The sequence below is a fragment of the Leptolyngbya sp. Heron Island J genome (assembly GCF_000482245.1).
Classification (GTDB): Bacteria; Cyanobacteriota; Cyanobacteriia; order Phormidesmidales; family Phormidesmidaceae; genus Leptothoe.
The window spans coordinates 27,723-53,739 of record NZ_AWNH01000019.1; the positions used below are offsets into that span (position 1 = coordinate 27,723).

Annotated in this window: 26 protein-coding genes; 10 read left to right on the forward strand and 16 right to left on the reverse strand. The window is 47.7% G+C overall.

From position 1 onward, the window contains the following. Positions 1–40 precede the first annotated feature (40 nt). The 5 genes from N836_RS45900 to psbH all read right to left on the reverse strand — a co-directional run bounded on the left by N836_RS45900 (position 41) and on the right by psbH (position 2,912). Positions 41–667: a hypothetical protein gene (locus N836_RS45900; RefSeq protein WP_023071399.1), complete on the reverse strand. Its 627-nt coding sequence runs from the start codon at positions 665–667 to the stop codon at positions 41–43. Beyond that, positions 664–1,320: a ParA family protein gene (locus N836_RS45905; protein ID WP_031291896.1), complete on the reverse strand. Its 657-nt coding sequence runs from the start codon at positions 1,318–1,320 to the stop codon at positions 664–666. Before N836_RS45905 ends, N836_RS45900 begins: the two co-directional genes overlap by 4 nt. A gap of 67 nt (positions 1,321–1,387) precedes the next feature. After that, positions 1,388–2,017: an aminoacyl-tRNA hydrolase gene (gene pth, locus N836_RS45910; protein ID WP_023071401.1), complete on the reverse strand. Its 630-nt coding sequence runs from the start codon at positions 2,015–2,017 to the stop codon at positions 1,388–1,390. Positions 2,018–2,185: 168 nt separating this feature from the next. Next, positions 2,186–2,500 carry a TatA/E family twin arginine-targeting protein translocase gene (locus N836_RS45915; protein ID WP_023071402.1) on the reverse strand — a complete coding sequence of 105 codons (315 nt, stop codon included), beginning with the start codon at positions 2,498–2,500 and terminating at the stop codon, positions 2,186–2,188. A 208-nt stretch (positions 2,501–2,708) separates the two neighbouring features. Continuing rightward, positions 2,709–2,912: a photosystem II reaction center phosphoprotein PsbH gene (gene psbH / locus N836_RS45920; protein ID WP_023071403.1), complete on the reverse strand. Its 204-nt coding sequence runs from the start codon at positions 2,910–2,912 to the stop codon at positions 2,709–2,711. Positions 2,913–2,988: 76 nt separating this feature from the next. Between psbH and psbN the strand changes: the two genes are divergently transcribed. The 7 genes from psbN (at position 2,989) to N836_RS45955 (ending at position 13,203) form a co-directional block, all read left to right on the forward strand. Then, the gene (gene psbN / locus N836_RS45925) at positions 2,989–3,120 is read left to right on the forward strand and encodes a photosystem II reaction center protein PsbN (RefSeq protein ID WP_023071404.1); all 132 of its coding nucleotides are present in this window, start codon (positions 2,989–2,991) and stop codon (positions 3,118–3,120) included. Between the two features lie 255 nt (positions 3,121–3,375). Beyond that, positions 3,376–3,624 (forward strand): 30S ribosomal protein S16, encoded by a 249-nt coding sequence (gene rpsP, locus N836_RS45930; RefSeq protein WP_023071405.1) that lies wholly within the window; start codon positions 3,376–3,378, stop codon positions 3,622–3,624. A gap of 151 nt (positions 3,625–3,775) precedes the next feature. Continuing rightward, positions 3,776–4,153, forward strand: a complete 378-nt coding sequence (locus N836_RS45935; protein WP_235071043.1) for a KH domain-containing protein — start codon at positions 3,776–3,778, stop codon at positions 4,151–4,153. 70 nt (positions 4,154–4,223) lie between these two features. Further along, positions 4,224–5,207: a PhoH family protein gene (locus N836_RS45940; RefSeq protein WP_023071407.1), complete on the forward strand. Its 984-nt coding sequence runs from the start codon at positions 4,224–4,226 to the stop codon at positions 5,205–5,207. An 80-nt stretch (positions 5,208–5,287) separates the two neighbouring features. Then, positions 5,288–8,506: a DEAD/DEAH box helicase gene (locus tag N836_RS45945; RefSeq protein ID WP_023071408.1), complete on the forward strand. Its 3,219-nt coding sequence runs from the start codon at positions 5,288–5,290 to the stop codon at positions 8,504–8,506. A 538-nt stretch (positions 8,507–9,044) separates the two neighbouring features. After that, the gene (sigC, locus tag N836_RS45950; protein WP_031291900.1) at positions 9,045–10,316 is read left to right on the forward strand and encodes an RNA polymerase sigma factor SigC; all 1,272 of its coding nucleotides are present in this window, start codon (positions 9,045–9,047) and stop codon (positions 10,314–10,316) included. A 262-nt stretch (positions 10,317–10,578) separates the two neighbouring features. Continuing rightward, positions 10,579–13,203, forward strand: a complete 2,625-nt coding sequence (locus tag N836_RS45955) for a DUF4114 domain-containing protein (protein WP_023071410.1) — start codon at positions 10,579–10,581, stop codon at positions 13,201–13,203. A 106-nt stretch (positions 13,204–13,309) separates the two neighbouring features. Here N836_RS45955 and N836_RS76970 read toward each other — a convergent pair whose 3' ends face one another. Both N836_RS76970 and N836_RS45960 read right to left on the reverse strand, forming a co-directional pair. Continuing rightward, positions 13,310–13,474, reverse strand: coding sequence for a hypothetical protein (locus N836_RS76970; RefSeq protein ID WP_006516763.1), 165 nt, complete (start codon positions 13,472–13,474; stop codon positions 13,310–13,312). Between the two features lie 134 nt (positions 13,475–13,608). Next, positions 13,609–14,241, reverse strand: a complete 633-nt coding sequence (locus tag N836_RS45960; protein ID WP_023071411.1) for a phosphoribosylanthranilate isomerase — start codon at positions 14,239–14,241, stop codon at positions 13,609–13,611. Positions 14,242–14,452: 211 nt separating this feature from the next. Here N836_RS45960 and N836_RS45965 point away from each other — a divergent pair, with 211 nt between their 5' ends. Both N836_RS45965 and N836_RS72950 read left to right on the forward strand, forming a co-directional pair. After that, entirely contained in the window at positions 14,453–15,649 is a 1,197-nt protein-coding gene (locus N836_RS45965; RefSeq protein ID WP_023071412.1) for a site-2 protease family protein, read from the forward strand. 291 nt (positions 15,650–15,940) lie between these two features. Next, complete coding sequence (locus tag N836_RS72950) at positions 15,941–17,131, forward strand: CHASE2 domain-containing protein (RefSeq protein ID WP_051394528.1); 1,191 nt, start codon at positions 15,941–15,943, stop codon at positions 17,129–17,131. Positions 17,132–17,139: 8 nt separating this feature from the next. Here the strand turns inward: N836_RS72950 and N836_RS45970 are convergent, their stop codons facing one another. From N836_RS45970 to N836_RS46010, 9 genes are all read right to left on the reverse strand, one after another. Next, complete coding sequence (locus N836_RS45970) at positions 17,140–17,871, reverse strand: lipoate--protein ligase family protein (protein WP_023071414.1); 732 nt, start codon at positions 17,869–17,871, stop codon at positions 17,140–17,142. 3 nt (positions 17,872–17,874) lie between these two features. Then, positions 17,875–18,345 carry a YbjN domain-containing protein gene (locus N836_RS45975; protein WP_023071415.1) on the reverse strand — a complete coding sequence of 157 codons (471 nt, stop codon included), beginning with the start codon at positions 18,343–18,345 and terminating at the stop codon, positions 17,875–17,877. Between the two features lie 180 nt (positions 18,346–18,525). Beyond that, positions 18,526–19,236, reverse strand: a complete 711-nt coding sequence (gene folE / locus N836_RS45980; RefSeq protein WP_023071416.1) for a GTP cyclohydrolase I FolE — start codon at positions 19,234–19,236, stop codon at positions 18,526–18,528. A 103-nt stretch (positions 19,237–19,339) separates the two neighbouring features. Next, the gene (locus N836_RS45985) at positions 19,340–20,068 is read right to left on the reverse strand and encodes an SDR family oxidoreductase (RefSeq protein WP_023071417.1); all 729 of its coding nucleotides are present in this window, start codon (positions 20,066–20,068) and stop codon (positions 19,340–19,342) included. Between the two features lie 294 nt (positions 20,069–20,362). Then, a complete protein-coding gene (locus tag N836_RS45990; RefSeq protein ID WP_023071418.1) occupies positions 20,363–21,343 on the reverse strand; it encodes an acetyl-CoA carboxylase carboxyltransferase subunit alpha in 981 nt (326 codons plus the stop codon). Positions 21,344–21,447: 104 nt separating this feature from the next. Further along, positions 21,448–22,470 (reverse strand): long-chain acyl-[acyl-carrier-protein] reductase, encoded by a 1,023-nt coding sequence (locus N836_RS45995; protein WP_023071419.1) that lies wholly within the window; start codon positions 22,468–22,470, stop codon positions 21,448–21,450. A gap of 164 nt (positions 22,471–22,634) precedes the next feature. Further along, positions 22,635–23,330, reverse strand: a complete 696-nt coding sequence (locus tag N836_RS46000; protein WP_023071420.1) for an aldehyde oxygenase (deformylating) — start codon at positions 23,328–23,330, stop codon at positions 22,635–22,637. 354 nt (positions 23,331–23,684) lie between these two features. Next, the gene (locus N836_RS46005) at positions 23,685–24,734 is read right to left on the reverse strand and encodes a hypothetical protein (protein WP_023071421.1); all 1,050 of its coding nucleotides are present in this window, start codon (positions 24,732–24,734) and stop codon (positions 23,685–23,687) included. A 42-nt stretch (positions 24,735–24,776) separates the two neighbouring features. Next, a complete protein-coding gene (locus N836_RS46010; protein ID WP_023071422.1) occupies positions 24,777–25,268 on the reverse strand; it encodes a DUF4112 domain-containing protein in 492 nt (163 codons plus the stop codon). 222 nt (positions 25,269–25,490) lie between these two features. On the opposite strand from N836_RS46010, the gene N836_RS46015 reads away from it, so the two are divergent. Then, positions 25,491–25,946, forward strand: coding sequence for a PPC domain-containing protein (locus tag N836_RS46015; RefSeq protein ID WP_023071423.1), 456 nt, complete (start codon positions 25,491–25,493; stop codon positions 25,944–25,946). Positions 25,947–26,017: the final 71 nt, after the last annotated feature.

Below are 26,017 nucleotides of genomic sequence, written 5' to 3' on the forward strand. Positions count from 1 at the left end.
AGAAATGCCACGAGAGTTTATCAGGAGTAGCTTTGCCTCCTTAATCAACCCAGCCAATATCATCATCAGAGAGCATACTATTCTGTTCGCCTCGTTGGATGGCATATTCTGGAATAGCTTTGTATCCGCTGGGGCGATTGCGTAAACTTAACGTATTGCGGTTAGTCGCTAGATCAGCCCCATGGATAACTTTGGGTGGTGTGGCTTCTGGCTCAGGAGTCTCCTCTTTTTGGGCTGTGATCTGCCGAATTGTATCCTTGGCGGTTTCAAGTTCTTCAGTAGCCTTGGTCAGTGCATCAGTTTTTTCTACTGTGGCCTTTTGTGCCGCGTCTAAATCATCCTTGAGTTCAAAGATCCGAGCTTGATGAGTTTTCAGATCATCCTGTAGCTCAACAATCTGTTCCTGAGCCTGTTTGAGAGCCCCTTCTAAATCAGCTATCTGCTTTTCCAGGGCCACTGTGTTGCTAGCCTTTCCAGTAGGAGCTTTGGATGTAGTTGATGCTTTGCTTGTACGTTTCCTTGTCCGACCTGTCCCTGTAGCTGCTTTCTTGGGTGTGTCGGAGCTTGTCTGGGTTTCCTGAGATACGTCTTCTACTGGAGCTTCTGCAGCCTCGTTCGATTTTTTGACTTCTTCTTTGAGCAGGTCGGCAATGCGTTTTTTTGTCATAATCTTTTCCAGTCCCTGAGAACTTCAGCAGCAACTCGATAGTAGTCGGCCTGTGCTTCCTGAGCATTTGGCCCTTTCCATTGACTGATAGCGCAACCTTCCATAGCAGCTCGTTCGTGGGCTTTATAAGTCCGTATGTATGTTTGAAAAGCCGAAATATCTAGCTCCTCCAGCATGATTTGAGCTTCTTGCGCTTCCTTTAAACTACGGGAATCAACCTTTGTCAGCAATACCCGGTGAAAAACCCCAGAGGGTTGAACAATCGTTTTAACAGTTGTGATCAATGCGGTCACGTCCATTGGCGCTGGTGGTGTAGGCAATAGTAGATAATCTGCCAATTGGATTACAGCACCTAAGGAATTAGAGTGTAGCGCTGGTGGCGTATCGATCACAATTAGTTCGTAGTCAGCAAGGGTCTTCAGCTGCTCCAGCATTGCGATATCGGTTTCGTGAGAAAAATCAAATGCCTGATGTACCCGCTCCAACCACCAAGTTGCAGACCGCTGGAGATCGCTATCTATCAATAAGACGCGCCGATCTTCTGCAAAAATTGCAGCCAAATTAACGGCAGTGGTTGTTTTGCCTACGCCCCCTTTTCCATTCAGAATCACAAGGACTTTAGGAGCTATCTGCTTCCCTTTTACCTTAGCCACGACTCATTACAGTAATAGGACCCTAGTGTTAGGTGTTGATCGTCAAGATAGATGAGTTTGGCTGCATCTAAACCTCAACCTCTCGCCCATTGTAAAGACTCATGGCTCGTTCGATACCTTTACGTAAGCTAAACTCTATGGCCTCGTCTGCAAGATTGACAGCGGCATCCATCACCTTGCGCTCATCTGGGGCAAATTTACCAAGAACATGCCCTACAACGACCTGATTGGCCTGGCTTTCTAAGTTATTAGCCCGACTGATTCCCAAGCGTAGTCTAGGAAAGGTTTGGGTGCCCAGGTGAGAAATAATTGATTTCATTCCATTATGCCCACCGGCTGAACCTGACAGGCGCAGACGCAGTTTGCCTATAGGTAGGTCCATGTCGTCATAAATGATCAGCACATCACTTGGTGATAACTTGTACCAATCAACGACAGCTCGCACCGCCTGACCAGATCGATTCATATATGTGTTGGGCTTGAGCAAAATAAGACGATCACCCGCCGCAGTACGAGTTTCGCCGACACTCCCGTGGAACCGCTTATGATTGGTTAGTTGTATTGCCCAACTCTTGGCCAGGCTATCTATGACTTCAAAGCCAATATTGTGCCGTGTACGCGCATACTTTTGGCCAGGATTACCCAGTCCAACTAGCAATTTTGGCGCTGGTAGAGAATCAGTATTTGTAGTCGCCATCCTAGTGCCTGAAGCTTTTATAACTTATGTCTTGGCAGCATTTTGTCAGAGCACTGATACCCAAGCTAAAAAGTTAAGCAATAAGCCCTGTACAACTTTGCAGAATAGCCACTGGCCTCTAGCAAAATATAATCTGAAGACCGAGATGATTAAGCAAGGTAACTGCGTCTAGGCAGTCTTATCAGTAGCGATGTTGGAGTCATTCTCGGTTACCTGACTTTCATCAGCTGTTTCGGGCTCTGGCTGAAGTGCTTTTGGTTCAGCTTTTTCCAAAGTTGCTTTCATTGGCTCAGCAACAGTTTTCTCGATGCGAGCAGCTTCTTTCTTAAATTCGTCTTCAAACTCTTTAGAAGCGTCCTGAAATCCTTTGATAGCCTTACCCAGGCTACGACCTATTTCAGGTAGCTTTTTGGGGCCAAATACCAACAAGGCAACCATCATAATTAGAGCCATCTCTGGCAGACCAATGCCAAAAATATTCATTACAGGTAAACCTCCCGCCGATATTGACTGCTGTGAACGTTTGCTCCAAAAATAGCCTGACCGCTATGGCATTCGTGACTAGTCTTTCAACACATTACTAGTAAAGGGGATAGGCTAGCGAACCTATCCCCTCCAATAGCTTTCAAATTTCCACGGCGTTGTCTCAATGCCTCAGCACTTCAACATTCCATGTACTCATGAAATTGGCCTAGAAGCTTAAGCCACGCCAATCCACGTCAACTCCCTGAATTTGAATAGAGTTATTGTAAAGCTGCAGAATGATGAGTAAGAAAACAAGGAAAAGCGCCATAAATACTCCCATTAAAGGAGTAGTACCCCAGCCGGGGGCGACTTTACCGTATTCAGAGTTCAAAGGTTTAAGAAGATTTCCCAACCGAGTTTGCTGTGCCATGGGCGTAAGTACCTTAAGGTCACTTTATATTCTGTAATATCATAGATTTTACATCCTCTAAGCCTTAAACGATCCTATGGATTCTGCAACAGTTCTTATTATTTCGGTGGGCGCTGTCGTCATCGCCTTTACCGGGTTGGCTGTATATACAGCATTTGGCCCCCCTTCCAAGCAGCTGGCTGATCCGTTTGATGATCACGAAGATTAATAGCCCCGTTGATCTAGCTGCAAGGGTTTACGTCTTGATGTGACCTCACAGATAAAAGAGAGGCGCGCGGATGCTGCTGCAATCTTGCGGCAGCAGTGCCGATGGTTCTAAGTGGTGATAGAATTAGATGCTTCGGGTGAGTACGGTCGTTGTTCTTTCTGTTTGGAAGCCGCTGTGCTCCAGCACTTTAGAGTGAGTGCTGTTACTCAATGTTTATGTATGTAAAACTTTCGGATAGACCGTTTCAACACAATTATGATCAAACTGCGACTGAAGCGTTACGGCAAAAAGCGTGAGGTGAGCTACCGGATTGTGGCTATGAATAGCCGAGATCGTCGTGATGGTCGCCCTTTGGAAGAGTTGGGTTTCTATAATCCTAGAACTGATGAAACTCGACTTGAGGTGCCCGCTATTGTGAAGCGCCTTAAGGAAGGTGCTCAGCCCACTAAGACTGTGCAGCGTATCCTTGAAAAAGCTAACGTGTACGAGCAGTTGAAGGCTTAGCCTGAGCACGTAGTTGGTTCTCTCTGCCTTGGGTCTACAACTTTTTAGCTTGGTGAAAGAGCTTTTTTCTAGTTGATGATCTGAACTGCAGGAATGAGTTTTTTAAGTTGCAATTTGCTGTATGCGCTACTGCTGTTAGTGAGTGACGGATGTGCCTGACTTTGAAGCCCTAGTTAAATTTCTAGTAACTCCTTTTCTAGAGTCTCCTGATGCGTTGAGGTTGGATTTTGAGCCGTTGTCGGATGGTCAGCGTCTCTGGGTTCGGGTAGCCTTTGATGGTGAAGATAAAGGTCGTGTCTTTGGGCGCGGGGGGCGTAATATTCAAGCTATTCGTAAAGTACTGAAGGCGACAGGTTCGCTACACAACTGTTCAGTGCATTTGGATGTTTACGGTGAATCATCTCACGACTCTAATGGGGGTGCTTCGGATCGTGGTCGCCCGCGTGGTGGCCGTAACGGCGGTGGTGGACGACCACGACGTAGCGGCGGTCGTCCGCCAGGGCCTAGTAGGAATCCCAGACGTAATTAAGGTTAAGGCAGCGCTGGCGTATTGTTAGGTCTTGGTGCTGAGTAACTGGTGTATTTGGTGCAGATGCTAGATGTCTGTGGCCACAGAATTGATTGGCTGTATGGAAGGTGCCTTTACGTTTGAATTTGATTCGGCTGAGCAGGCCATGGCCATGTCCGGATATCGGGAGGATGCGGTAAAACGGATCTCCCAGCAGACAGGGGCTAAGCTGGTCATGCGGGGTACCACTTTGTTGATATCAGGGACGCCAAACCAGATTGAGCGTTCTAAGCGTTTGGTTTCATCACTGAAGTCTATTTGGTCCCAGGGACAGACAGTCTCTGTTGCTGATGTGGCGACGGCAGTGCATGCTCTAGATACTCATCGAGAAGATGACCTGGGGCAGTTACACGGTGATGTCATTGCCCGTACTCGTCGGGGAGAGACAATTCGAGCAAAGACCTTTCGGCAGCGTAAGTATGTCAGTTTTTTGCGTACTAACGATCTGATTTTTTGCACTGGACCAGCAGGTACTGGAAAGACATTTTTGGCGGCTATGGTGGCTGTTCAGGCAATTCTAGAACAGCAATATGAACGATTGATTTTGACTAGACCTGCTGTCGAGGCGGGKGAGCGTTTAGGGKTTTTACCAGGTGATTTGCAGCAGAAGGTCGATCCTTATTTGCGACCTTTGTATGATGCACTGCATGAGTTAATTGACCCAGAGCGAATTCCTGGTTTGATGGAACGCGGCATTATTGAGGTGGCTCCGCTGGCGTATATGCGTGGCCGAACCCTTAGTAATGCATTTGTAATCTTAGACGAGGCGCAAAATACAACGCCTGCACAGATGAAAATGGTGCTGACGCGTTTGGGATTTAAGTCTCGAATGGTGGTTACAGGCGATATTACGCAAACGGATTTACCGAGTGAGCGGCAATCAGGCCTATCGATGGCGATGAAGGTTCTGAGAGACGTTGATGGTATTGCATTTTCGGAATTGACTAAGGCTGATGTTGTGCGCCATCCTCTGGTGCAACGCATTGTGGCAGCCTATGAAAAATATGAGATGTAGATGGGATTCTCCATCTACGAGCTAGATGCTCTAAATTCTTTACATCTGGATGTTGGACGGTACTGAAGGCAGCATTGATTATGGCGATTCTCCATGGAAGTTGGCTCCCGACACAGCAGCGGTTTTTTGTGTGGGCTGAGACATGGCGCAGGCTGAAAACCTCTGACAGTGAGTGGCGTGTTGAAGCTCATCCTTACTGTTTAACTAAGGATGAGTTTCCAGCGTTGCTGACGTCAGAAAGTCGTTGGGATTTGAGTGTATTGCTAGAGCGCCTTCAGTCTCGTTGGTGTGAGCAAGTGCTGTCAGTGCCGACGGTACTGGAAGATGCTCAGCGATATCCTCAGCTGTCTGGACAGGCACAGAGTCTAGAGGCAGCGACTGTACTCTATCCTTGGCGGGTGTCGGGAGTATTATTGCCTGCGGCGACGGCTCTCAAATTATTGACAGGGGTACCTTTGGGGGCTGGTTCTGGTTTGGTTGGTGGGGATCTGCGCTACTGGTCGCATATGGCGCGTTGGAGTCTGGATTTAATGGCACGTGGCAAGTTTGTGCCTACGGTCAGTGCTGATGGTAGCGGCGCGATCGCAACCTGGCAGTTATTACTCAACAGTGCGACTGATCAGGCTCGATTACGGCAGTTTTGCGATCTCATGCCTTTAGTTTGTCGGCTCTATCAACCCTGCAAACCGCAGCCTCATCAAGCCGCCACATCCAAAACCACCAAAAAGACTAAAACGACCAAAGCTAAATCTAATCAAAGATCAAGTACAGACTCCACTAATCTGCCAGTGGTCGTTGATTTTCCAAAGCCCTCATCCCCGTTACTTCAAGAATTCCTGGGGAGCATAGTATCGGCTAAGGTGTGTGAGTTAGCGCAGATGCAACCCCTGCCTGCCACTGCTCCTCTTAGTAAAGACTTACCACTGCGTGAATGGATAGCCGCCCTGACCCAGGAGAAGAAAAAGCGATTTGAATCTACACCAGCAGGGTTAGTTCGTCTCAATGAAGCCCTTAATACCTGGACAGCACCTCTACAAAACCTCACCGCTGATTCTCTAGATTCATTACATGTGGGTTTTCGTCTGCTCCCTCCGCCCACGGGCGAACTGGATTGGACGTTGCACTATGGCTTAGAGGCATCTGACGATCAAAACTTTTGTCTTGATGCTCAAACTATCTGGCAGCACCCAGTGGATCAGCTAAACTACCGTGGGCGTACGGTGGAAGCTCCCCAAGAAAAGCTCTTGGCCGGTTTGGGAAGAGCTGCTCGTCTGTGTGAGCCCATTAAACAAACCTTGGGAGAGCCCTGTCCAAGAGCTTGCACCCTCGATCCGATTCAGGCTTTTGAATTTATCAAAGCCACGACGAATCGTCTGCAGGATAATGGTTTTGGAGTAACTCTGCCGGAGAATCTGGTCGATCCGACTAAGACAAGTGCCAGCCGGTTAGGCTTAAGTGTTAAGGCGATGGCTCCTCCCCGCAAACAGCAACGCCTGGGGTTACAAAGTCTGCTCAATTTTGAGTGGGAACTTTCTATTGGGGGGCAAAATGTTAGTCAAAGCGAGTTTGAACAGTTAATTGCCCAGCAAACTCCTCTTGTAGAGGTTAACGGCCAGTGGGTAGAACTGCGTCCTCAAGATGTTAAAGCCGCGCAGTCTTTCTTTACGAGTCGCCAAACAAAAAATAAGCTGTCTGTCGAAGAAGTATTACGCATCAGCAGTGGTGATGGACAGCTGATTGATAAATTGCCCGTGGTGTCTTTTCAGGCATCAGGCAAGCTAGACGAGCTGATTACAACCCTGACAACCGGTAACCAAAGCCTGGAAGAGATTGATGAACCTGATGGATTTGAGGGCAAGCTTCGTCCTTACCAGGCACGAGGCGTTTCCTGGCTTTCATTTCTAGAGCAATGGGGCTTAGGAGCCTGTCTGGCCGATGATATGGGTTTGGGTAAAACCATTCAGCTCATTGCTTTTCTGCTTAATCTCAAACAGCAGGATGTGTTATCTAAACCAGTCTTACTGATCTGCCCAACATCGGTGCTGAGTAACTGGCAGCGGGAAGTTAAGCGTTTTGGACCTGACCTCACAACGCTGGTTTACCACGGGGATAAACGCCCCAAGGGCATGACGTTTGTTAAGCAAGCTCGAGGAACAAATTTGATCATCACGAGCTATACCCTGGCCCATCGTGACCTTAAAGAACTTAAGCGGGTGGAATGGCAAGGATTGGTGTTGGATGAAGCGCAGAATATTAAAAACTCGGATGCTAAACAATCCAAGGCTGTACGGGAGTTAGAAAGCGATTTTCGTATTGCTTTAACCGGTACTCCAGTGGAGAATCGGTTGTCTGAACTGTGGTCCATCATGGATTTTCTGAATCCCAATTATTTAGGCCCCAAAAACTTCTTTCAGCGGCGCTTTGCCACCCCAATTGAGCGTTATGGTGATACCGATTCGCTACGGACCCTGCGAGGTTTGGTCCAACCCTTTATCCTCAGACGTTTGAAGACGGATCGCAGCATTATTCAAGACTTGCCTGAAAAACAGGAAATGACAGTGTTCTGTGGACTGTCTGCTGAACAAGCGAGACTGTATCAAAAAGCTGTGGATGAGGCCTTAGTTGATATTGATGAGGCAGACGGTGTTAAGCGGCGGGGCATGATTTTAGGCTTGCTGGTCAAACTTAAGCAGATCTGTAATCATCCCGCTCAATATCTCAAACAGGCATCTCTAGGTAAACAGCGCCGTTCTGCTAAGCTGCAGCGTCTGAACGAGATGCTTGAAGAAGTGATCTCGGAAGGTGATCGAGCCCTAATTTTTACCCAATTTGCTGAATGGGGAAATCTGCTCCAGATGCACTTAAAAGAGTATCTGGGCGAGGAGGCTCTATTTCTCTACGGCAGTACCTCTCAGCCTGCTCGTGAAGCTATGGTGGATCGCTTCCAGCAAGATCCTAACGGACCAAAACTATTTATTCTTTCCCTCAAGGCTGGTGGTGTCGGTCTTAATCTGACCCGTGCCAACCATGTATTCCACTTTGATCGCTGGTGGAACCCGGCTGTGGAAAATCAAGCGACTGATCGCGCCTTTCGGATTGGGCAAACCCGCAATGTCCAGGTACATAAGTTTGTGTGCAGCGGCACTTTGGAGGAGCGCATTAACGACATGATCGAAAATAAAAAGGCTCTGGCCGAGCAGGTTGTAGGTGCTGGTGAACAGTGGTTAACGGAACTAGATACAGATCAGTTGCGAGAGCTGTTGCTACTCGATCGCAAAGCCGTGATTGACGAAAGCTGATTTAATGCATGGGGCCAGCTAGTTTAACTGGCTATACGTAAAGTAAATGTAATCAAACCACTGATGCGTATAAACTTCTGGTGAGATTTTGGATACGTTTGCTTGCTCCCTGGGCGTTGTGGAGGTTCTCAAAAATCTTGCTATCCATCGTAATTCAGTGTTTTGAGGGCTACATACGTCAGGATTTTTCCAATAAAACTGTGCCACTGAAAAACCTGGACTAATCCTGATCAGGCTGTTTGACAGCGGTTGATATTTAGTTAGATATGGCCCTCGACGCAATCTTAGATGTTGCCGATCGGGAATAGCCTTGCTGAGTGATGTAGATCTCAGAGTCACCTTGATGTGAGTCACTTGGGGTTTACCACCGTCACTCTACGCTAAGTATGGGTGCGTCAGTCTAGCTCACAAGGTTCACACTCGTGCTTGGAGCAAATTCCCAATTTTGCGGTTGTTTACCGCTCTATTGGCTCGGGCACACTACATCTACGAGGGCTAGACGGCCTTGACTGTTCTTAAAGCTACACCGCCCATGGTTATGGATGCAACGTCTTATCAAACCACTGCAGATGCTGATTTGACAGCCCCCAGCTCTGTTGCTCTCGCTACTACCGATCCTGTGAAGGAAGAGCCTAGCGATACTGATATTAAAATGCTGCTGTCGAAGGATGATGATGGCGCTGTAGATAATTTAGACGTTGATAAATTAGCGGTTGCCCCCGGACGCCGTACAACTGATTTGGTTCGTCTCTATCTACAAGAAATTGGACGCGTACGTCTGCTAGAGCGAGACGAGGAAGTAGCTGAAGCTCAGCTGGTCCAAAGCTATATGAGTCTTTTAGAGCAGCGTAAAGAAGCGGCTGCGGCTGAAAGTGGAATTTTAGCGACCTATGAACTGCTGTTGGAAACTCGCGATCGCATGGCGGCTCAATTGGGTCATCGTCCTTCTCTAGAGCGCTTAGCTAAAGAGTGTGACATTGCGTCTGCCGATTTGAAGCCAACCTTGCAGGCGGGTAAACGTCAGTGGGCTGAGCTAGTTGGCATGTCTGTTCAAGCGCTAGACGAAGCGTGTCATGAAGGAATTCGCGCCAAAGAGCACATGATTAAGGCGAACCTGCGCCTGGTTGTGTCGGTGGCTAAAAAGTATCAAAATCGAGGTCTGGAGCTTCTAGACTTAATTCAGGAAGGTACTTTAGGCTTGGAGCGTGCGGTTGAGAAGTTTGATCCCACTAAGGGCTATCGATTTAGCACCTATGCTTATTGGTGGATTCGCCAGGGCATTACTCGGGCGATCGCAACCCAGAGCCGCACGATTCGTCTGCCGGTTCATATCACCGAAAAGCTCAATAAAATCAAGAAAGCTCAACGCAAGATCTCCCAAACCAAAGGGCGAACAGCCACTGTGGAAGATATCGCTCGCGAGCTAAAGATGACCGCACCTCAAGTGCGTGAGGTGCTTCTCAAGGTGCCCCGATCTATTTCCCTAGAGACCAAAGTTGGTAAAGAGCGGGATACAGAACTGGGCGACCTTCTAGAGACTGATGCCTTATCTCCTGAAGAGCTGGCGGTTCGTGATGCTCTGCGTCGTGATTTACATCAGCTTCTAGCTGACTTGACCACACGTGAGCAAGAAGTCATTCGTCTAAGATTTGGTTTGGGCGATGGTGTGCCTTACTCCTTAGCTGAGATTGGTCGCACCTTGGAACTATCTCGAGAGCGAGTTCGCCAAATTGAATCTAAGGCACTGCAAAAACTGCGTCAGCCTAAGCGACGCAATCGTATTCGTGATTATCTAGAAGCCTTGAGCTAGTCTCTGTCTGCGAGAGGCGTTTCTCCATACAGCACGTTTTTGAGCCGGTGATGTTTACATCACCGGCTTTTTTCCGAATAGATATTTTCTTGATAGATGTTGGTACTCTAAGACGGATGTTTTGGGGTTTGGGCGCTGATTGCAAGCGTTACAAACGCGTATAACCCTTTCCAGGTAAAGACCTAAGAGTTTCATTAAGTGGAACCCTTGCCTGAAATTGCCAGTCCGATTCATTAAATCTAGTTAACTGCGATCGCAAATTATGGCTATTTTTTACGTTCAAGCGAATGCGCCTAATACCAACAATGGTGATTCTTGGGGAACGGCCACTAGTTTGCAGACAGCCTTGGCAAGCGCTAATGCTGGAGACGAGATTTGGTTAGCTCAAGGGACCTATAGTCCCGGAAATAACCCTGCGGATACCTTTACCGTCAATCAAGCCGTTCAACTTTATGGTGGTTTTGATGGTACCGAAGCCACCCGTAACCAGCGGGATTGGCAGGCTAATCAAACAATTATTGATGGTAATGGCGACAATAATACGGTTGTCACCGCCCAGAGCACTGCGAATGAGGCGCTAATTGACGGTGTCATTATTCAAGGAGGAGATGCCGTTGACGATGGTGGGGGTGTCTACAATCAAGGGGGTGGCAAGCTAAGACTACAGAACACAATTATTCGCGATAACCAGGCTGCAGATGATGGTGGTGGGATTCGCAATAATGGTGAGTTAGTCATTATCAATAGTAGTGTCATCAACAATACATCCATTGGCACTACAACCACGAGCGGTGGTGGTGGCCTTTTAAATGCCTCTGGTGCATCCGTCACGATTATTAACAGCACTTTCAGTGGCAACACGGCACGTAATGGTGGTGGCGTTCGTAACGACGGCATTCTAGATTTAACGAATAGTACCCTCAGCGGTAATATTGCTTCCGAAAGCGGTGGTGGTCTTTCAAATACCGTTAATGTGGTAGCGCCAGGGATCGTGATCGGTCGTGCAACGGCTACTATTGCCAATAGCACTATTACTAATAATGAGTCTCAAAATGTTAGTGCACAGCCGAATAATACGGGTGGTGGCGTCGCAAATTTTGGTGTTGTAACAGTCACTAACAGTATTATTGCGGCCAATGTTGATAATGATGACATCGTTGACATCAACTTCTTTATTGGTGCTGGTTCCACTACAACGGCTGGTAATAACCTGATTGGCAATGGCGATTCCACGCCTGGCCTGACTAACGGTAGTAATGGTGATCAGGTAGGTAGTGCTGTCACTCCCCTTGATCCACAGTTGGACACCTTGCAAGCCAACGGTGGCTTTACTCAAACCCATGCTCCATTAGTGGGTAGTCCAGTCATTGATGCCGGTACTGCCGGTACTGTTCCTGCCGATGCGTTTGACCTAGATGATGATGGCAATGTTGCAGAGGCTATTTCCGTTGACCAGCGAGGTGTTCCGTTTGCTCGATCAGTCGGCACTACGGTGGATATTGGCGCTGTAGAAGGTTCAGTTGCGCCTGTCGGTATTACAATTACGCCAACCACAGGTCTTGTGACGACAGAGGCAGGCGCAACCGCCACCTTTACAGCAGTCCTGACCAGTCAACCGAGTGATGTGGTCAGCTTAACTTTCACGAGTAATGATCCTACTGAAGGGACGGTTATCCCTAACATTACGTTTTCTACAGCTAATTGGGACCAACCCCAAACAGTCACCATTACTGGCGTTGATGACACCGATGATGATGGCGATGTTGCTTATATCATCAATACCGATGTGACTAGTACAGATACTCGCTATAGTGCTTTGGTGCCAACGGCAGTAGCTGTCACCAATCAGGATAATGATACGTCTTCGGGTGGTCCTGGTAGTTCTAGTAGTTTGACTTCCCAAGATGAACGACTGCTTGTCGGTGGCACTGGCGATGTATCTGTTGAAATTTCCATTAGTCAAAATGCATCTGAGCAGGTCAGAGAGATCATTGTGTTTGCCACAGATACCAGTGGTGCAGTCAATGGTTTGACCGCCAGTGATGCTGGCTACTTAGAGGCTGTGCTAGATGCGGCGCAAGTTGTTTTTTCTACTCTAGAAGCAGGAGATATTGCAGACTTTGAACCCCAAAAAACGCTTACCGTAGCGGCTGGTAGCATTCTGAAATTTGCCATTATCGATGACGGTAGCTTAGATAGTTTGCGCCGTGGCACGGGCGGCACGATTAACATCACAGGGCTCGATGGCCAGACAGATGTGGTCGAATTACAGGCCTTGAGTGATGGTTCTATTCAGGCAGGGTTTCGCCAGGGGCAAAGCGGAACATTTGATCAAATAGTGATTAATACCATAGCTGTGGAGGAGACTTTGCCCATTGGTGCAGGTCTGCAAGGTCTGAGTAATGACTCTGAACTCATTGATTTACGATCTCAGACAGGGACGTTAACAGCCACCATTGATATTTACCGTGAAGCCGCATTAGATAATGTGGTCGGTCTGTTTGTTGTGGAAAATGAACAAGGTCAAGTCCGTGATGCTCTGGGGATATTACTCAGCCCTGGCGATGAGGGCTATGGTGCAGCAGCCTTAGCTCAAAGGGTTAACTTAGAGTTAACCGGCACCAATGGCGAGGCCACACGCTATACCAGTGAGATTCTAGGTGGGCAGCTTTTATCTACCTTTTTAGTCGTGGATGGCACTGTTGCTGACTTACTAGATAGCGATGTGAGTAATGATCCAGCTATCTACTTTACGCATATTGCCGGTAATAGCGATGGGGCAGACCACGTCAGGCTTCTAGGCAACAACGCCTTTGGTTTTGAAGATTTGCCGGGTGGCGGTGATATGGACTTTGATGATTTGGTTATGCAAGTTCAGTTTGCCTGATATTCTGCCGTCATCCTATCTACAATAAAAAATAAAAAAGCCAGCAGCTACAACAGCTGCTGGCTGGACAGGAGCAATCGCTGGAACAGGAAATCACATTTTCTCGCTAGCAGAGATGATCAATAAGTACAGCGACAGTGGAAGCAAAGGCTGTAATGCCGAGCCCGACAAAGGGATTTTGACCTTGGCTCACGGCAAATGAGGTAATGATGCCTGCACCGAGAGCGGCAATCATAAATGCACCTAACCAATCTTTCTGGGCGTTGTACATAGGGCGCAGCTAGAGAAGAACTGAACGACTGAGATCAAGCTATCACCACGCTCTAGCCTGCATAAAGTGAAGCGTACATTCTGTAATCAAGATTTAGGGTCAGAGATGTTTTGTTACAAACTCTCGACACTGTACTACGTACAGACTGTTCTGACTGCTGTGATTAGTTGGCGCACTTTTGCTAAATCCTTATGGCCAGGGGTGGTTTCTACGCCACTGGATAAATCGATGCCATCGGGTGACAGCAGCGATAGAGCTTTGGCTACATTATCAGGACGCAGTCCGCCAGCTAAAAACCAAGGTTTTGGCGGATGAAAAGTTTGTAAGGCTTGCCAGTCTAAGGTGTGGCCGGTACCGCCTAGCTGTTGAGGGTGGTAGGCATCCAGTAAAAAGGTGTCAACGTAGGGGGCATAGTGGTTGACTTGTGCGAGATCCTGAGAATTTCGAATCCGCAGAGCTTTAATCAGTTCTACCTGGGGCATGGCCAACCGAATTTGCTGACATTCGGTCGGGGACTCTTGACCATGCAGCTGTACGCCGCTAAGTTGACCAATGGTTACGGTTTGCTTGATGAGGTCGAGGGAGGCATTGGCAAAGATGCCAATGCGGTCAACTGGCGGCAGGGCCTGGACAATGGTACGAATTGTCTCTGGGGTGACATACCGTGGAGATTGTTTGACACAAATAAAACCGAGTACAGTGGCTCCCATGGTTGCGATCGCAACAGCCTGGTCTACTTGAGTGAGGCCACAGATTTTAATCCGCATAGATAAAGATTCGGAAATCCAGTAACGCTATTGGTAAAGCCTCTCACTAAAATAAAGGCAGTTCTTGGAATTTGGGTAATTCGTAGTCTAAATCACATTCAGCCTCGGGGGTTTCCCTGGCAAAACCTGACACTTTTGGCTCAGTTATTTTATTAAGACCGTTCTTTAAATCCTCTTCCTGGGTCCCTAGGCATATCAAAGGTATATCACTATGCAATCCGGTTGGCGCGTTGGCGCAATTTTCGGCATCCCCCTATTCATTGATAGCTCGTGGTTTTTTATCGTTCTCTTGATGACGTTTGCCTACGGCAGCGATCTTCGCAACGATGGATTCTCCTTCCCGATAGCAACTGTAGTGGGTTTGGTGATGGCGCTGCTGTTGTTTGGTTCTGTCCTGCTCCATGAGTTAGGGCATAGCCTGGTAGCACGACGGCAGGGGATTCAAGTTAACTCAATCACCCTATTTTTATTCGGTGGTATTGCCTCAATTGATAAAGAATCTAAAACCCCTGGACAGGCATTTCAGGTGGCGATCGCAGGGCCGATGGTCAGTTTTTTCCTGTTTTTGGCTCTAAGTGCGATCGCCTTAATTTTGCCAGCGCAAACGGTTGTTACCCAGGCAGTGGGGACTATTGCTCAAATCAACCTGGTATTAACTCTGTTTAACTTAATTCCAGGGCTGCCGTTAGATGGTGGTCAGGTCTTGAAAGCTCTGGTTTGGAAAATTACTGGTAGTCGGGTTCAAGGAGTGCGTTGGGCTGCCAGGGTAGGTCAGTTACTGGGGTGGATGGCAATTACAATCGGCATATACGCCTATTTAGCGACTCAGCAATTTACCTTCCTGTGGTTTTCACTACTGGGGTGGTTTGCGGTGCGTAATGCGGGTGCCTATAACCGAGTCAGTGATTTACAGGATGCGATCGCTAGTCTCAAGGCGAAGGATGCCAGTGTGCGAGAGTTTAAGGTGATTGATGCGAATTTAACCCTGCGAGAATTTGCTGATAAACAGCTACTCCAGGAAGGCAAGTCTGTGATGTATTTTGCGGCTTCAAACGGTCGTTATCGAGGCATGATTTCCCTCGATGATTTGCGTCAAATTGAGCGGAGTCGCTGGGAAAACATGACACTGGCTGAGTTAGCCCATCCGTTATTAGCACTCCCCCATGTGCGCGAAGAAACGCCGCTATCTAAAGTGATTACAGATCTAGAAGAAAATGAGCTGCGGCGTATCACTGTCTTATCTCCGGCGGATGCGGTTGCTGGCACCATTGACCGAGGCGATGTAGTACGGGCATTAGCGAGACGACTCAATTTTCCGATTTCAGAAGCCCTTATTGATCGCATCAAAGAAGAAGGAGCCTATCCATCTGGACTACAGCTAGCAGCCATTGCAAGAAATGCTGAGTAATTTTACGCCTGGGGATGATTACCTAAAACTTTTGCTCTAACCGGAGACGACTGTGGAGATTAGCCCTAAAAAAGGAATTTCAGCGATTTGTCTCACTTCTCAATCAATTCCTGCTTTGTATCAGTCGCAGTCAATGTATGGATATCAGGCCCCTAGACAACCGATAGATTAGCCAAAGTATATTCAGTGATTTGTCCATTGGTTGTTGAGTACGGTGGCAGCTAACGTATTGTCATAGTTGAAATGGTGCATGGCGATGTCGCTTGCACCTTTTGGTCAGCAACAATTTTTATGAAGCATTGGTTATGTAAATCTGGGTGGCGATTGCTGCCTGGACTTTTGGTGGCAGGGTTAACCCTGATAGCTGCCCGTACAGATATTGGATTATCTCTTGAGCACAGGATTTATAGTCATTTATTTGGAGTAAGAGGTGAGCGTCCATGGGATGACCGGGTGACCCTAATTGAAATTGACGGACCAAGCCTGACGGCCATTGGTCAATTTCCCTGGCCCCGTCATTACTACACTGACTTACTTAATCGGCTGGCCCTGGCTAACTCCAGCGTGATTGCGTTTGATATTCTGTTTGCAGAATCTACTGATTCTGATCCGGCACTGGCTGAAGCCATGGCGCACCATGGCAATGTTGTGCTGGCTACTGCATGGAATGAACAACGGGGGGTGATTGGGCCTAATGCTGATGTGGTGGAGGGTGCGATCGCAACGGGACATATCCACTACCATGCTGATGCCGATGGCATCACTCGTACCTATCCTTCGAGAATCAATGGTATTCCAGCTTTAAGCATAGCGGCTGTGCAACGCTATGCGGACAATCCGACATTGGAGAATAGCGACTTACTAAAGCAAAACCTTTGGCTAAACTGGCGTGGACTTACCCAAAGTGCTCCCCGTTACTCATTCGTGGATGTATTGAGTGGAGAAGTTCCAGCCTCAACGTTTGCCAATAAGATTGTGTTTATTGGTTTTACAGGTGTTGGTCTCGATGCTATGGCTACACCCTATGACCAAACCCCACCCACTGCGGGAGTTTATCAACATATTGTCGCTGCTAATAACTTACTCGCCCAAACTCATCTGAAGCCCATTATTTGGCCTATTTGGGCAATGTTTATGCTATTGAGCCCAGCTCTGGGTTATTGGCTCTCATATCAGCGTTTAGGAGTTTATGGGCTAGCTAATGTGATTAGCATTGTGGTGTGGGGCAGTGCGGTGATTTTAGCCTTTAATCATAATTACTGGATGCCTAGCATATTGCCCGTCAGCAGTGTAGTTGCTACTAGCCTTTTGACTAGACTGACGCAACGATTGCAAGAAAACGCTGGGCGACAACAGCAATTGTCTAAGCATGCTCAATCCACTGCATTGACACGCAGTTTATCTCTAGAGTCTCCAATGGGTAGCCAGCAGTCGCAGTCTGCTGACTATGGACTGCCAGGTCGCCTGGATAGATGCAGCTAGTCATGGAGTTAGGCACAGTATTTTGACTGGGCAAAGACTGTTGCCTGTTCGATTTCTGTTTGAGACAGTGCAGCTGTCTCAAGGCTAATGCCAAAGACATCCTGAGCAGTATCTGCCAGCGTTTCAGCGATCACCGTTGCCTGTAAGTTTAACTGGGGAGGTGGTGTGATAGTTGTGCCAAATACCTTTTCAACTAGCTCAGGAGCAGGCATGAGCCGCATGGAGCCGTGTTGCAATATGTACCCGTCACGATAGAGCTGGGCACTGCCAATAGCTTTGTAACCGCCCTCTACAACTAGATCAGCCGCAGTCGCTGTACCAAAACAGTTAGTAGAGCGCTGGTAGCTATGCTTATCGGCCCCTAAGTGCAGAGAAACCCCAAGACGTTGCCAGCCTTGGACTAAAAACTGACATAGATGGGCGTAAATATCTCGACGTCGACCACTGTATCCAGAGACAATGAGACTGTAGGTTAAATCGCCTTGATGTAGAACCGCCCGACCACCGCTCGGCCGCCGCACTATATCCAGGGTATGCCCTTGCCACTTTAGATCATGCCAGCTCGCCGGATAGTGCCGCTGATGATATCCCAAAGAAATGGCAATGGGCCGCCATGTATAAAACCTCAGACATGGCGGCCCATTGCCTAGACGATGTTGTTCTAACAGCCATTCATCAATCGCCATTTGAGTAAAACCGGAGGCTTCGAGCGAGGGAATTAGCCGCCATGTTTTAGCCATAAACTAACTAGCAGGATACTTCTCCTGAAGTACGTCATCCATTTCATCAGCAATGGTCGCGACAATTGTCATCAGTCGAGAAATTTCACCGGGGTTAATATCAGCCAAAATTCGACTAGCTAGCACTAAAACCTCTTGATTAGAGATGCCGTAGCAGGCCTCAAACGTTTCTCCACAGTTCATTGCCAGCAACTCCTGCATCAGAGCGGTTTGATTGGCCACTGGTAACTTCAATAAAGGAGACCAGACGGTTAAGGTGTCTTCGTTACCTATGCCTGTAAGTTGTACATACACAGTTACACTGCCATAGGTAAACTTCCAAAGGTATCCGTCTGCATCGCGACTCACCATGGCATTACCCCCCTGATCGAGGCTGGCAATGACAGTTTCAATCACGTCTACATGGCTAGCTTCAAAGGTCTCAGTGCCAGCGCTAATCGTTTCACCACCAGTTCCAATATTCAGAGGACTCATAGGTTTTACTTACTCCTAATAAATCGCATCGATAGTATGAGCATGACAAGCTGCTGTCAGGCAACATATTAACCCAGTGAATATCGTTGGCAAGTTCAGGTTCCTGCTGACAATATTCACTTCACTGTATCGACGTTTTTCTAGGAAAAGCGCCAGGAGCTGATTTTTTCAGATTCCTACCTAATAGTTGGAGAAAGCAGGCTGGTGGCGAATCAGACTTAAAAACTCCTCGCGAGTTTTTTGATCATCTTGGAAGACACCAAGCATGGCGCTAGTGACCGTCCAAGAGCCGGGCTTTTGCACACCACGCATAGCCATACACATGTGGCTAGCTTCCATGACAACGGCCACACCTTGAGGTTCGAGAACTTCACTGATAGCTTCAGCGACCTGGCGCGTTAGGCGCTCTTGCACCTGTAACCGCCGAGAGTACATTTCAACAATTCGGGCTAATTTGCTCAGACCGACAACTTTCTGGTTAGGGATATAAGCGACATGGGCTCGTCCCATAAATGGCAGCATGTGATGCTCGCACAAGCTAAAGAAGTTAATATCACGCACCAAAACCATTTCATTGTGCCCTTCATCAAAGATGGCATTGTTGACAAGGGTTTCTAAGGATTGGGTATAGCCCTGGGTGAGAAAGCGCATGGCTTCAGCTACACGTTTTGGGGTTTTGAGTAAGCCTTCGCGCTCAGGATCTTCTCCTAATTCAGCCAACATGGTGTGAACAGCCTGCATGAGTTTTTCATTATTGGCAGAAGGTTCATGCAGTAAAGCCTCGTGCCCTTGAGTTTTAGACCGATCAGGCCGGACAGATGCTTCTAGTGACTTGCCAATCATGCTGCTAGCTTTAGAACCGTTAGTAGAGCTGTTAGTGGAAATGACCATGGTGTGGGTGAATTAACGTCTGAATAGTGAGCAAAAAAGGGGGGCCTGGGCAGGCAAAAATTGGCCAAGCATCCTTGGCCTGATTCAATATGCGTTTAGGGAATCACAGGGCTCCTCCGCTTGGCATAATAGTCAGCTCTTCGACCACCGCCCCAGGGGGGAGTAGTGCAGTTTGCAAGATGGCATTGGCCACTAAATCAGGGGTCAGCATGCCGGAGCGGTCAAAGTCAGCTTGAACGGTGTCTGTATCCCAGAGTGGCGTGTTGACGGCTCCTGGCAAAATGGTGACTACGCGGATACCATGCTCGCGTTCTTCTACTGAGATAGCTTTAGATAAGGCTACAACTGCTGCTTTACTGATGCCGTAAGCACCCCATTCAGGAAAGGCCTGGCGAGCTGCAATTGATGCCACATTGATGATCATCCCGCTGCTGCGCTCTCGCATGCCGGGCAGTACTGCTTGAATACATTGGAAAACGCTGGTCACATTGAGATCGATGACCTGACACCAATCAGCCAATGGCATTTGGTTGAGTGCACCTGTGTAGCCCATGCCAGCGTTGTTAACCAACACATCAACAGGACCAAAAGTTTCTAATATGCCCTCCACTTGCTCCCTGACTTGCTCAATCACACCCAGATCAATTGGAAAGCTTTGAGCTTTAACTGGTGCGATCGCACTAATTTCATCTGCCAGTATTTGCAGCTTATCCAACGAACGACTGACCAATGCCACATCAAATCCGGCTTGAGCAAAGGCCAGGGCAGTAGCACGACCAATGCCAGTGCTAGCACCTGTAATTAATGCGCGACGATTAGGAGCGATGTTCATGCAGAAGGCATCAATGGAATGCAAGTTAAAAAATCACTTAAAAACAATGTTAACAAATGTTGCGAAGATTGTGGCATTTTAAGTGGAAGAGATTTTTGTAAGCCTGGTAGAAATTAGGTCTTGCGGGAGTTGCATGCGCAGAGTAACAACTCATTTAGCTCTCATTAATCTTTAATCTTGCTAGAGTGAGGCTAAAAATAGTCAATAAAAGCATCCAAAAATGTCTTAAAGCTCTCACTGATAAAGTGCGATGGCCCGCATGTCCATTCATCGCAATACTTACCAACGTGCTAATTAAGCGGCTTCGGAGAAGACACCAATTTGCCGAAACTTACGATAGCGTTCCTGCCGACGTTGTTCTGGTGACATGGCTAACAATGTTTCAAGGTTCTCCAAAAGAGCTGACTCTAATCCTTCTGCCGCTTTGATGGGATTTGAGTGAGCTCCCCCAGTAGGTTCAGGTAAGAGATGATCCAGAATACCCAGGTTTTGCAAGTCCCAGGCTGTTATCTTTAAAGCCTCAGCAGCTTGTGAGGCACGAGATGCATCCTTCCACAGAATAGCAGCACACGCTTCAGGGCTCGCTACGGTATAGACAGAGTGCTCAAACATAATGAGCCGATCGCCGACACCAATCCCTAAGGCCCCGCCGGAGCCACCTTCACCAATCACCGTACAGATAATTGGGCTATCGAGACGGAACATTTCTCTAAGATTATGGGCAATCGCTTCACCTTGTCCCAGTTGCTCCGCTTCTAGTCCAGCCCAAGCTCCGGGAGTATCAATAAAGGTAAAGATTGGCATTTTGAACCGATTCGCATGTTCCATCAAGCGCATAGCTTTGCGATAGCCTCCTGGAGAGGCCATGCCAAAATTGCGAGCAACATTATCCTTAGTATCTCTACCCTTTTGATGACCAAGCATGACGACCGAATGGCCGTGGAAACGTGCAATCCCTCCCACCAAGGCTAAATCGTCCTTGCCAGAACGCCGATCACCATGCAGTTCTATCCATTCCTCAGAAATAGCCTGAATGTAATCTAGCGTACTGGGCCTACGAGGATGACGGGCAACTTGAATCCGCTGGGCTGGTGTCAGACTGGTAAAAATCTCTTGTCGCAGTTGCTGGGCACGTGACTCAAGCTGCTGGATTTGTGCTGAAACATCAACATCATTATCCTCCGCCAACGCTCGTATCTGCAGAATTCGAGACTCTAGCTCGGCCAAAGGCTTTTCAAAGTCGAGCAAAATAGCCCGTCGTTCTGTTGTTGCCATAACAGTTTTAGGTACTCCAGCACTGCATCCACCCTATCGTAAACTGCCCCCAAAAAACATTGGCTGCCTAGTGAACAGTGATGAGAGATAGTCGATCGATATATTTAGGTTATCAGTAAGGGACGAAAGCCATGTTTGACAGAGGCTGCACCAATCTGTTCCATCTTCTCAAGAGTGATCTGATTTCTACCCCAAGAGAAATTAGTGTGACACTTCTCGAACTCTAACAGCATTGACTCAGCAAAACAGGCAAATAGCTGTCGAGCCGGTACATCCATGGCCACGATGTGCATAATGCGCCAATCGATATCTAAACTGTGTTCGACAATGCCGCCCTTAAGTACATGAATGCCAGGGTGATTAAACTTACTGTCAATATTTTTAGGGTAGCCACCGTCAACCATCAGACAGGGCTGCTTCAAAGTGCTGGGATCTATGTCAATACCCTTGGGCATGCTCGCCACCCAAACAACTACGTCAGCCAAAGGCAGAGCTTCTTCTAAGCCCATGACTTTACCCATGCCAATCTCGTCTTTGAGGTTATCTAATCGCTCCCGATTACGGGCGACGAGTAAAAGGTCCTTAACACCAGTGTTGTGGCTTAGCCAGCGACAAACGGCGCTACCAATGTCTCCGGTTGCACCACATACAGCCACTGTGGCTTGAGTGAGGTCAATGCCATGTTGAGGAGCTGCCTGCTCAACTTGTTGACAGATGATGTAAGCAGTATGTGTGTTACCGGTCGTGAAACGCCGAAAATCTAGCTCTAAGTTTCGTACGCGACGAATTTGCTCGAGCTTAAAATTCTCAAAAATAATTGAGGAAAATCCGCCCAAAGCCGTAATATTAATCCCTAACTTCTGAGCCTGCGCCATGGCATTGAGAATTTTGCGAGTGGCTGCTTTAATACGTCGCGTTGCCAACATTTCGGGAAGAAAGCACGACTCCACGTAGCGTCCCTCAATAACTTGGCCAGTGGCGCTGGTCACCTTAATGTCCTCCACCACAAGGGGAGGAGCGCTGCACCAAAAATCCAGACCCTGGTCGCCATACTCTGGGTATCCCAAATCACGGGCGACCGATTGGGCATGATCTAAGCTAGTAAGATGTCCGATTAAGCCAAACATTAGGGACGTTTCTATAAAAAACAATCTTAGCAAATTAGACTACAACAAAACGTTACAGTCATGCAGTTCGTAGCGGCACAGCTGTACGGTTGTCCTGGCTGTGCGATTGCAATGAGAAAGGAGGCTGGTCGCCTGACCAGCCTCCTTTCAAAGATCTAGGAAACTTATGCCATTGCTAGTCCCTGGGCGGAAAGCTTCATAACTTCGCGACTTGTGAATCCGATATTGCTTAGTGCTTCACCGTAGGTAATCATGAAGTCCTCTACAAGAGCTTCCTTTTCCATGCCTAGAACGGCGGCATCATCAGCTACTTCGTTTAACATCTGCCAAACCAAAGGCAGGTTTTGACGATTAGCTTCTTCTAATTCAGCCTTTGCTGTTTCAAAGTTAGCTTTGAGCCATTCCTCGCCAAAATTGAGGTGCATGTACTCGTCTTTGACTACACCCTCAGTGATTTTTCGAGCAAAATCATCGGCTACGGGAATGTAAATGTTATAGGCAGAAATAGCAAAGGTTTCAATAATCAGGGACTGAATTAGTAAGCAAGTCACAATCTTGCCCTCATCCCGAGCTTGCCTGAAGTTATCATGCAGTTTGGAAAAGAATATCTTCGCAAACTCCATGTCTGGCGTTACATTCAGGTTTTTGCCACAGGCTTGGAAACCTTTCATGTGACGATTTTCCATGCGAGCTAGCTTAATGAGCTCATCTTTATGCTCGTTCAGGTTTTCAGCTAACTTTTTGTAGTTATCGTTAGCTTCCAATTCTCCTTCAATGACGATTGCGTTGATGCGACTGTAGGCATCTTTGTATGCTTCACTCTGAAAATCGAGCGTTGGGCTGGCCTCAAGCTGCGGCATATCTGTCCAATTCCTGCATTACAATAACCACTCGCTGTCCATATCCAAGCTATGGCCTAGCACAATTGCTGCGGTTAACTTAAATATTGACACCTGATTTCACACTTTACACCCTATCAGTATTGTAAAAATGTTTGTGGAACCAGCTAAAGTGCCGCAACCCTATTTGTTTGCAAGTATTCTAGGATGATCTATTTAGAATTTTTATCTATTAGATTGAAATTGATGCAAGCGATCGCATCAAGGCCTTGAATGCTGTGATGCTTTTCAGCGCATGCCCACAGTAGGCAATGAATTTAGACGTTATCGCTGTGATTTGTCTGGCTAAATTCTGGCTAAACTTATGTTGAGGCCTTAATCAACTTCACCCAAAACTTGGAGCCGAATTGTCTTGGTGGAAGGGCTACTGGAGCTACCGAGCTGAATTTCAATGATTTCATTTGTGAGCGGGGCTAAAGCACTCAGGAGTGCTCGCAAATTAGGCGTGCTTTCTCCACTATCAACGTAAACCCGTTCTGCGAGCTTATTGAGCCGTCGCCAAGCCGTGTATAGTTTTGCGGTAGCCTGTTCTAACTGAGTTGCTTGATTGACCAGATCTGCAGTGGAATTTAGGCATCCTACACGTAAAGCTTCTTCCAGGGCCTGTTCTAAATCGACGACATCTGGGTCAATGGTTTGAACCTGGCTGGCTGCAGCAATGTATTTGGATAGGTAGCGAGCTTCAGAGGTGATTTGCTTAAGGGTATCTACATCTGGATTCCGAGCGGCTTCGGTTCGCAAGGTTTCCTGGTGACTAGGGGGAAGTTTTTCCATTTCCTTAACCAGCGGTGTGAGATACCGTGTTGGAATAGTGTTATTAGCAGCTTTTTCTCTCACCGTTTCGGGAATCAAGTCTGAGGTCATGGCTGTCCATTCATCCGCCAGCTGCTTGACCTCCTTGCGGGTAATCTGCTCTCCGCGACGAGCGGCTTCGGTAACCATTTGCTGAACTTCTGGAGCGGCCTGTGATGTTTCGACAAAGGCACGCTTACTGAATTGGTTAACGGACTGCTCGTTTAGCAGGCCCTCTTTGAGTAATTCATCGGCACTGTTGCCTAGCTCAATCAATCCATAGGCCTGACTCTTACTGATTTCTCTCTCTTTTAGCCAATTTAGGAAACCAGTGCCGCGCCCATCGCCGCCTTGCTTTTCGCGATCTCGAACTGCTCTTAAAATACGACCACGCCAAATATCGGTTTGCAAATCAAATCGGTCACAGACTTGCCAGGCGACATCGATTTGCTGATTAAAATCGTGTTCAGAAATGTTGGCGTCGCTGGGATCGGGAATTTTAAAGTCGAGCGTGACGTTTTGGTCTGGGTCGCCTTTGGTGATATCGGCCACAAAATCGGCTGCTCCAACCATGTAATTCCTCTATTCCACTGGCAATTTAACAGGCTTATTATCCTACAGTTGGAAGACCCAACGCACAAACAGTAGGGAAAGAGTGGCGACTCCGATCACGATGATCAATAGTCCTGCAATTAATACGATCGCAAATAATTTATCTGTTCGCCGACTGGGGATAGGCTGGTGAAGATGCCGTTCTAAAAGGGCAACATTACGAGCATTGGCTTTCCAGACAACATCAAATAGGTCTCCAACCATCGGGACCGTACCGATCACTACTTCAGTCAGAATATTGAAGCCCATGCGTCCCAGCGTCGCTGCAGGGACGCCTAACCTGGCGGCTTCTGCCACCACATAGATGGAGATGATTCCTGCCACCAAGTCGCCGCCACCGGGGAGTAGGCCAATGAGAGGGTCCAAACCAACGCGATACCCTATCCCTGGGATTGCGATCGCATTATCTAGAACGCGACTAAGGCCACGCAGTCGCTGCAGGGCCAATTGCGAGTTGCGTTCTGCAGCCGTTGGCGGTGAATCAGAGAGGGGCATAAATGATAATCACATGCTTTGCAAATCACTAGAATGCTACACGCTTCAATCAATCGAAAGCATAGCTCGCGAAAAACCTGAAATTTTGTCTAGAAAATTGATGCAGCGTTAGCTTCGGTAACCGTGCCAGCTAACGAACGTTACAAGCTGTTTGAGCCACACATTGCCATCCTGACTTGGTGCATAATGTCACCATCTAAATGACCCGTCTCTCGTCCAATTATGAAGCAATCTAGAAAAATTTTACGCCGTGCTCTGCTTATTCCCACAACGTTACTAGCGCTTGGCATGCTGAATGCCAGTAAGAGTGCAATAGCTCAGATATACAATCCTATCGAGCTATCGGGAGAGCGTGAAATTAACGATACGCTTTCTGAAAATGACATTCCCACAGGGGTCGGTGGTTTTGCCAGAGACTACAGTGTTGAGTTATTTGAAGGTGACCAAATCACCATTGATGTTATTTCAGAGGAGTTCGATACGCTAGTCAGCTTAATTGGAGATGACGGCACCACTGTCAGCGAAAACGATGATGGTCCAGATGGCTCAACCAATTCATTATTGTTTGCACGCATTTCCAAATCTGGTCAGTACACTGTAAGAGTCAGGTCCTATGCTGGTCAGGGTGAAGGAGCATTTTATCTGAAGCTGGCTCGCCTCCGAGAGATTGAGGAATAACTGCAGGCATGAATCGCTGCAAAAACAACAAGTTCTCAGAGGCCTGTAATCCCTTTCTATATTGAAGATTA

Bases quoted from the DNA above. Each gene is read 5' to 3' on its own strand.
- N836_RS45900 (WP_023071399.1), bottom strand. From the start codon at position 667: ATGACAAAAAAACGCATTGCCGACCTGCTCAAAGAAGAAGTCAAAAAA.
- pth (WP_023071401.1), bottom strand. From the start codon at position 2,017: ATGGCGACTACAAATACTGATTCTCTACCAGCGCCAAAATTGCTAGTT.
- N836_RS45915 (WP_023071402.1), bottom strand. From the start codon at position 2,500: ATGAATATTTTTGGCATTGGTCTGCCAGAGATGGCTCTAATTATGATG.
- psbH (WP_023071403.1), bottom strand. From the start codon at position 2,912: ATGGCACAGCAAACTCGGTTGGGAAATCTTCTTAAACCTTTGAACTCT.
- psbN (WP_023071404.1), top strand. From the start codon at position 2,989: ATGGATTCTGCAACAGTTCTTATTATTTCGGTGGGCGCTGTCGTCATC.
- rpsP (WP_023071405.1), top strand. From the start codon at position 3,376: ATGATCAAACTGCGACTGAAGCGTTACGGCAAAAAGCGTGAGGTGAGC.
- N836_RS45945 (WP_023071408.1), top strand. From the start codon at position 5,288: ATGGCGATTCTCCATGGAAGTTGGCTCCCGACACAGCAGCGGTTTTTT.
- sigC (WP_031291900.1), top strand. From the start codon at position 9,045: ATGGATGCAACGTCTTATCAAACCACTGCAGATGCTGATTTGACAGCC.
- N836_RS45955 (WP_023071410.1), top strand. From the start codon at position 10,579: ATGGCTATTTTTTACGTTCAAGCGAATGCGCCTAATACCAACAATGGT.
- N836_RS76970 (WP_006516763.1), bottom strand. From the start codon at position 13,474: ATGTACAACGCCCAGAAAGATTGGTTAGGTGCATTTATGATTGCCGCT.
- N836_RS45960 (WP_023071411.1), bottom strand. From the start codon at position 14,241: ATGCGGATTAAAATCTGTGGCCTCACTCAAGTAGACCAGGCTGTTGCG.
- N836_RS45965 (WP_023071412.1), top strand. From the start codon at position 14,453: ATGCAATCCGGTTGGCGCGTTGGCGCAATTTTCGGCATCCCCCTATTC.
- N836_RS72950 (WP_051394528.1), top strand. From the start codon at position 15,941: ATGAAGCATTGGTTATGTAAATCTGGGTGGCGATTGCTGCCTGGACTT.
- N836_RS45970 (WP_023071414.1), bottom strand. From the start codon at position 17,871: ATGGCTAAAACATGGCGGCTAATTCCCTCGCTCGAAGCCTCCGGTTTT.
- N836_RS45975 (WP_023071415.1), bottom strand. From the start codon at position 18,345: ATGAGTCCTCTGAATATTGGAACTGGTGGTGAAACGATTAGCGCTGGC.
- folE (WP_023071416.1), bottom strand. From the start codon at position 19,236: ATGGTCATTTCCACTAACAGCTCTACTAACGGTTCTAAAGCTAGCAGC.
- N836_RS45985 (WP_023071417.1), bottom strand. From the start codon at position 20,068: ATGAACATCGCTCCTAATCGTCGCGCATTAATTACAGGTGCTAGCACT.
- N836_RS45990 (WP_023071418.1), bottom strand. From the start codon at position 21,343: ATGGCAACAACAGAACGACGGGCTATTTTGCTCGACTTTGAAAAGCCT.
- N836_RS45995 (WP_023071419.1), bottom strand. From the start codon at position 22,470: ATGTTTGGCTTAATCGGACATCTTACTAGCTTAGATCATGCCCAATCG.
- N836_RS46000 (WP_023071420.1), bottom strand. From the start codon at position 23,330: ATGCCGCAGCTTGAGGCCAGCCCAACGCTCGATTTTCAGAGTGAAGCA.
- N836_RS46005 (WP_023071421.1), bottom strand. From the start codon at position 24,734: ATGGTTGGAGCAGCCGATTTTGTGGCCGATATCACCAAAGGCGACCCA.
- N836_RS46010 (WP_023071422.1), bottom strand. From the start codon at position 25,268: ATGCCCCTCTCTGATTCACCGCCAACGGCTGCAGAACGCAACTCGCAA.
- N836_RS46015 (WP_023071423.1), top strand. From the start codon at position 25,491: ATGAAGCAATCTAGAAAAATTTTACGCCGTGCTCTGCTTATTCCCACA.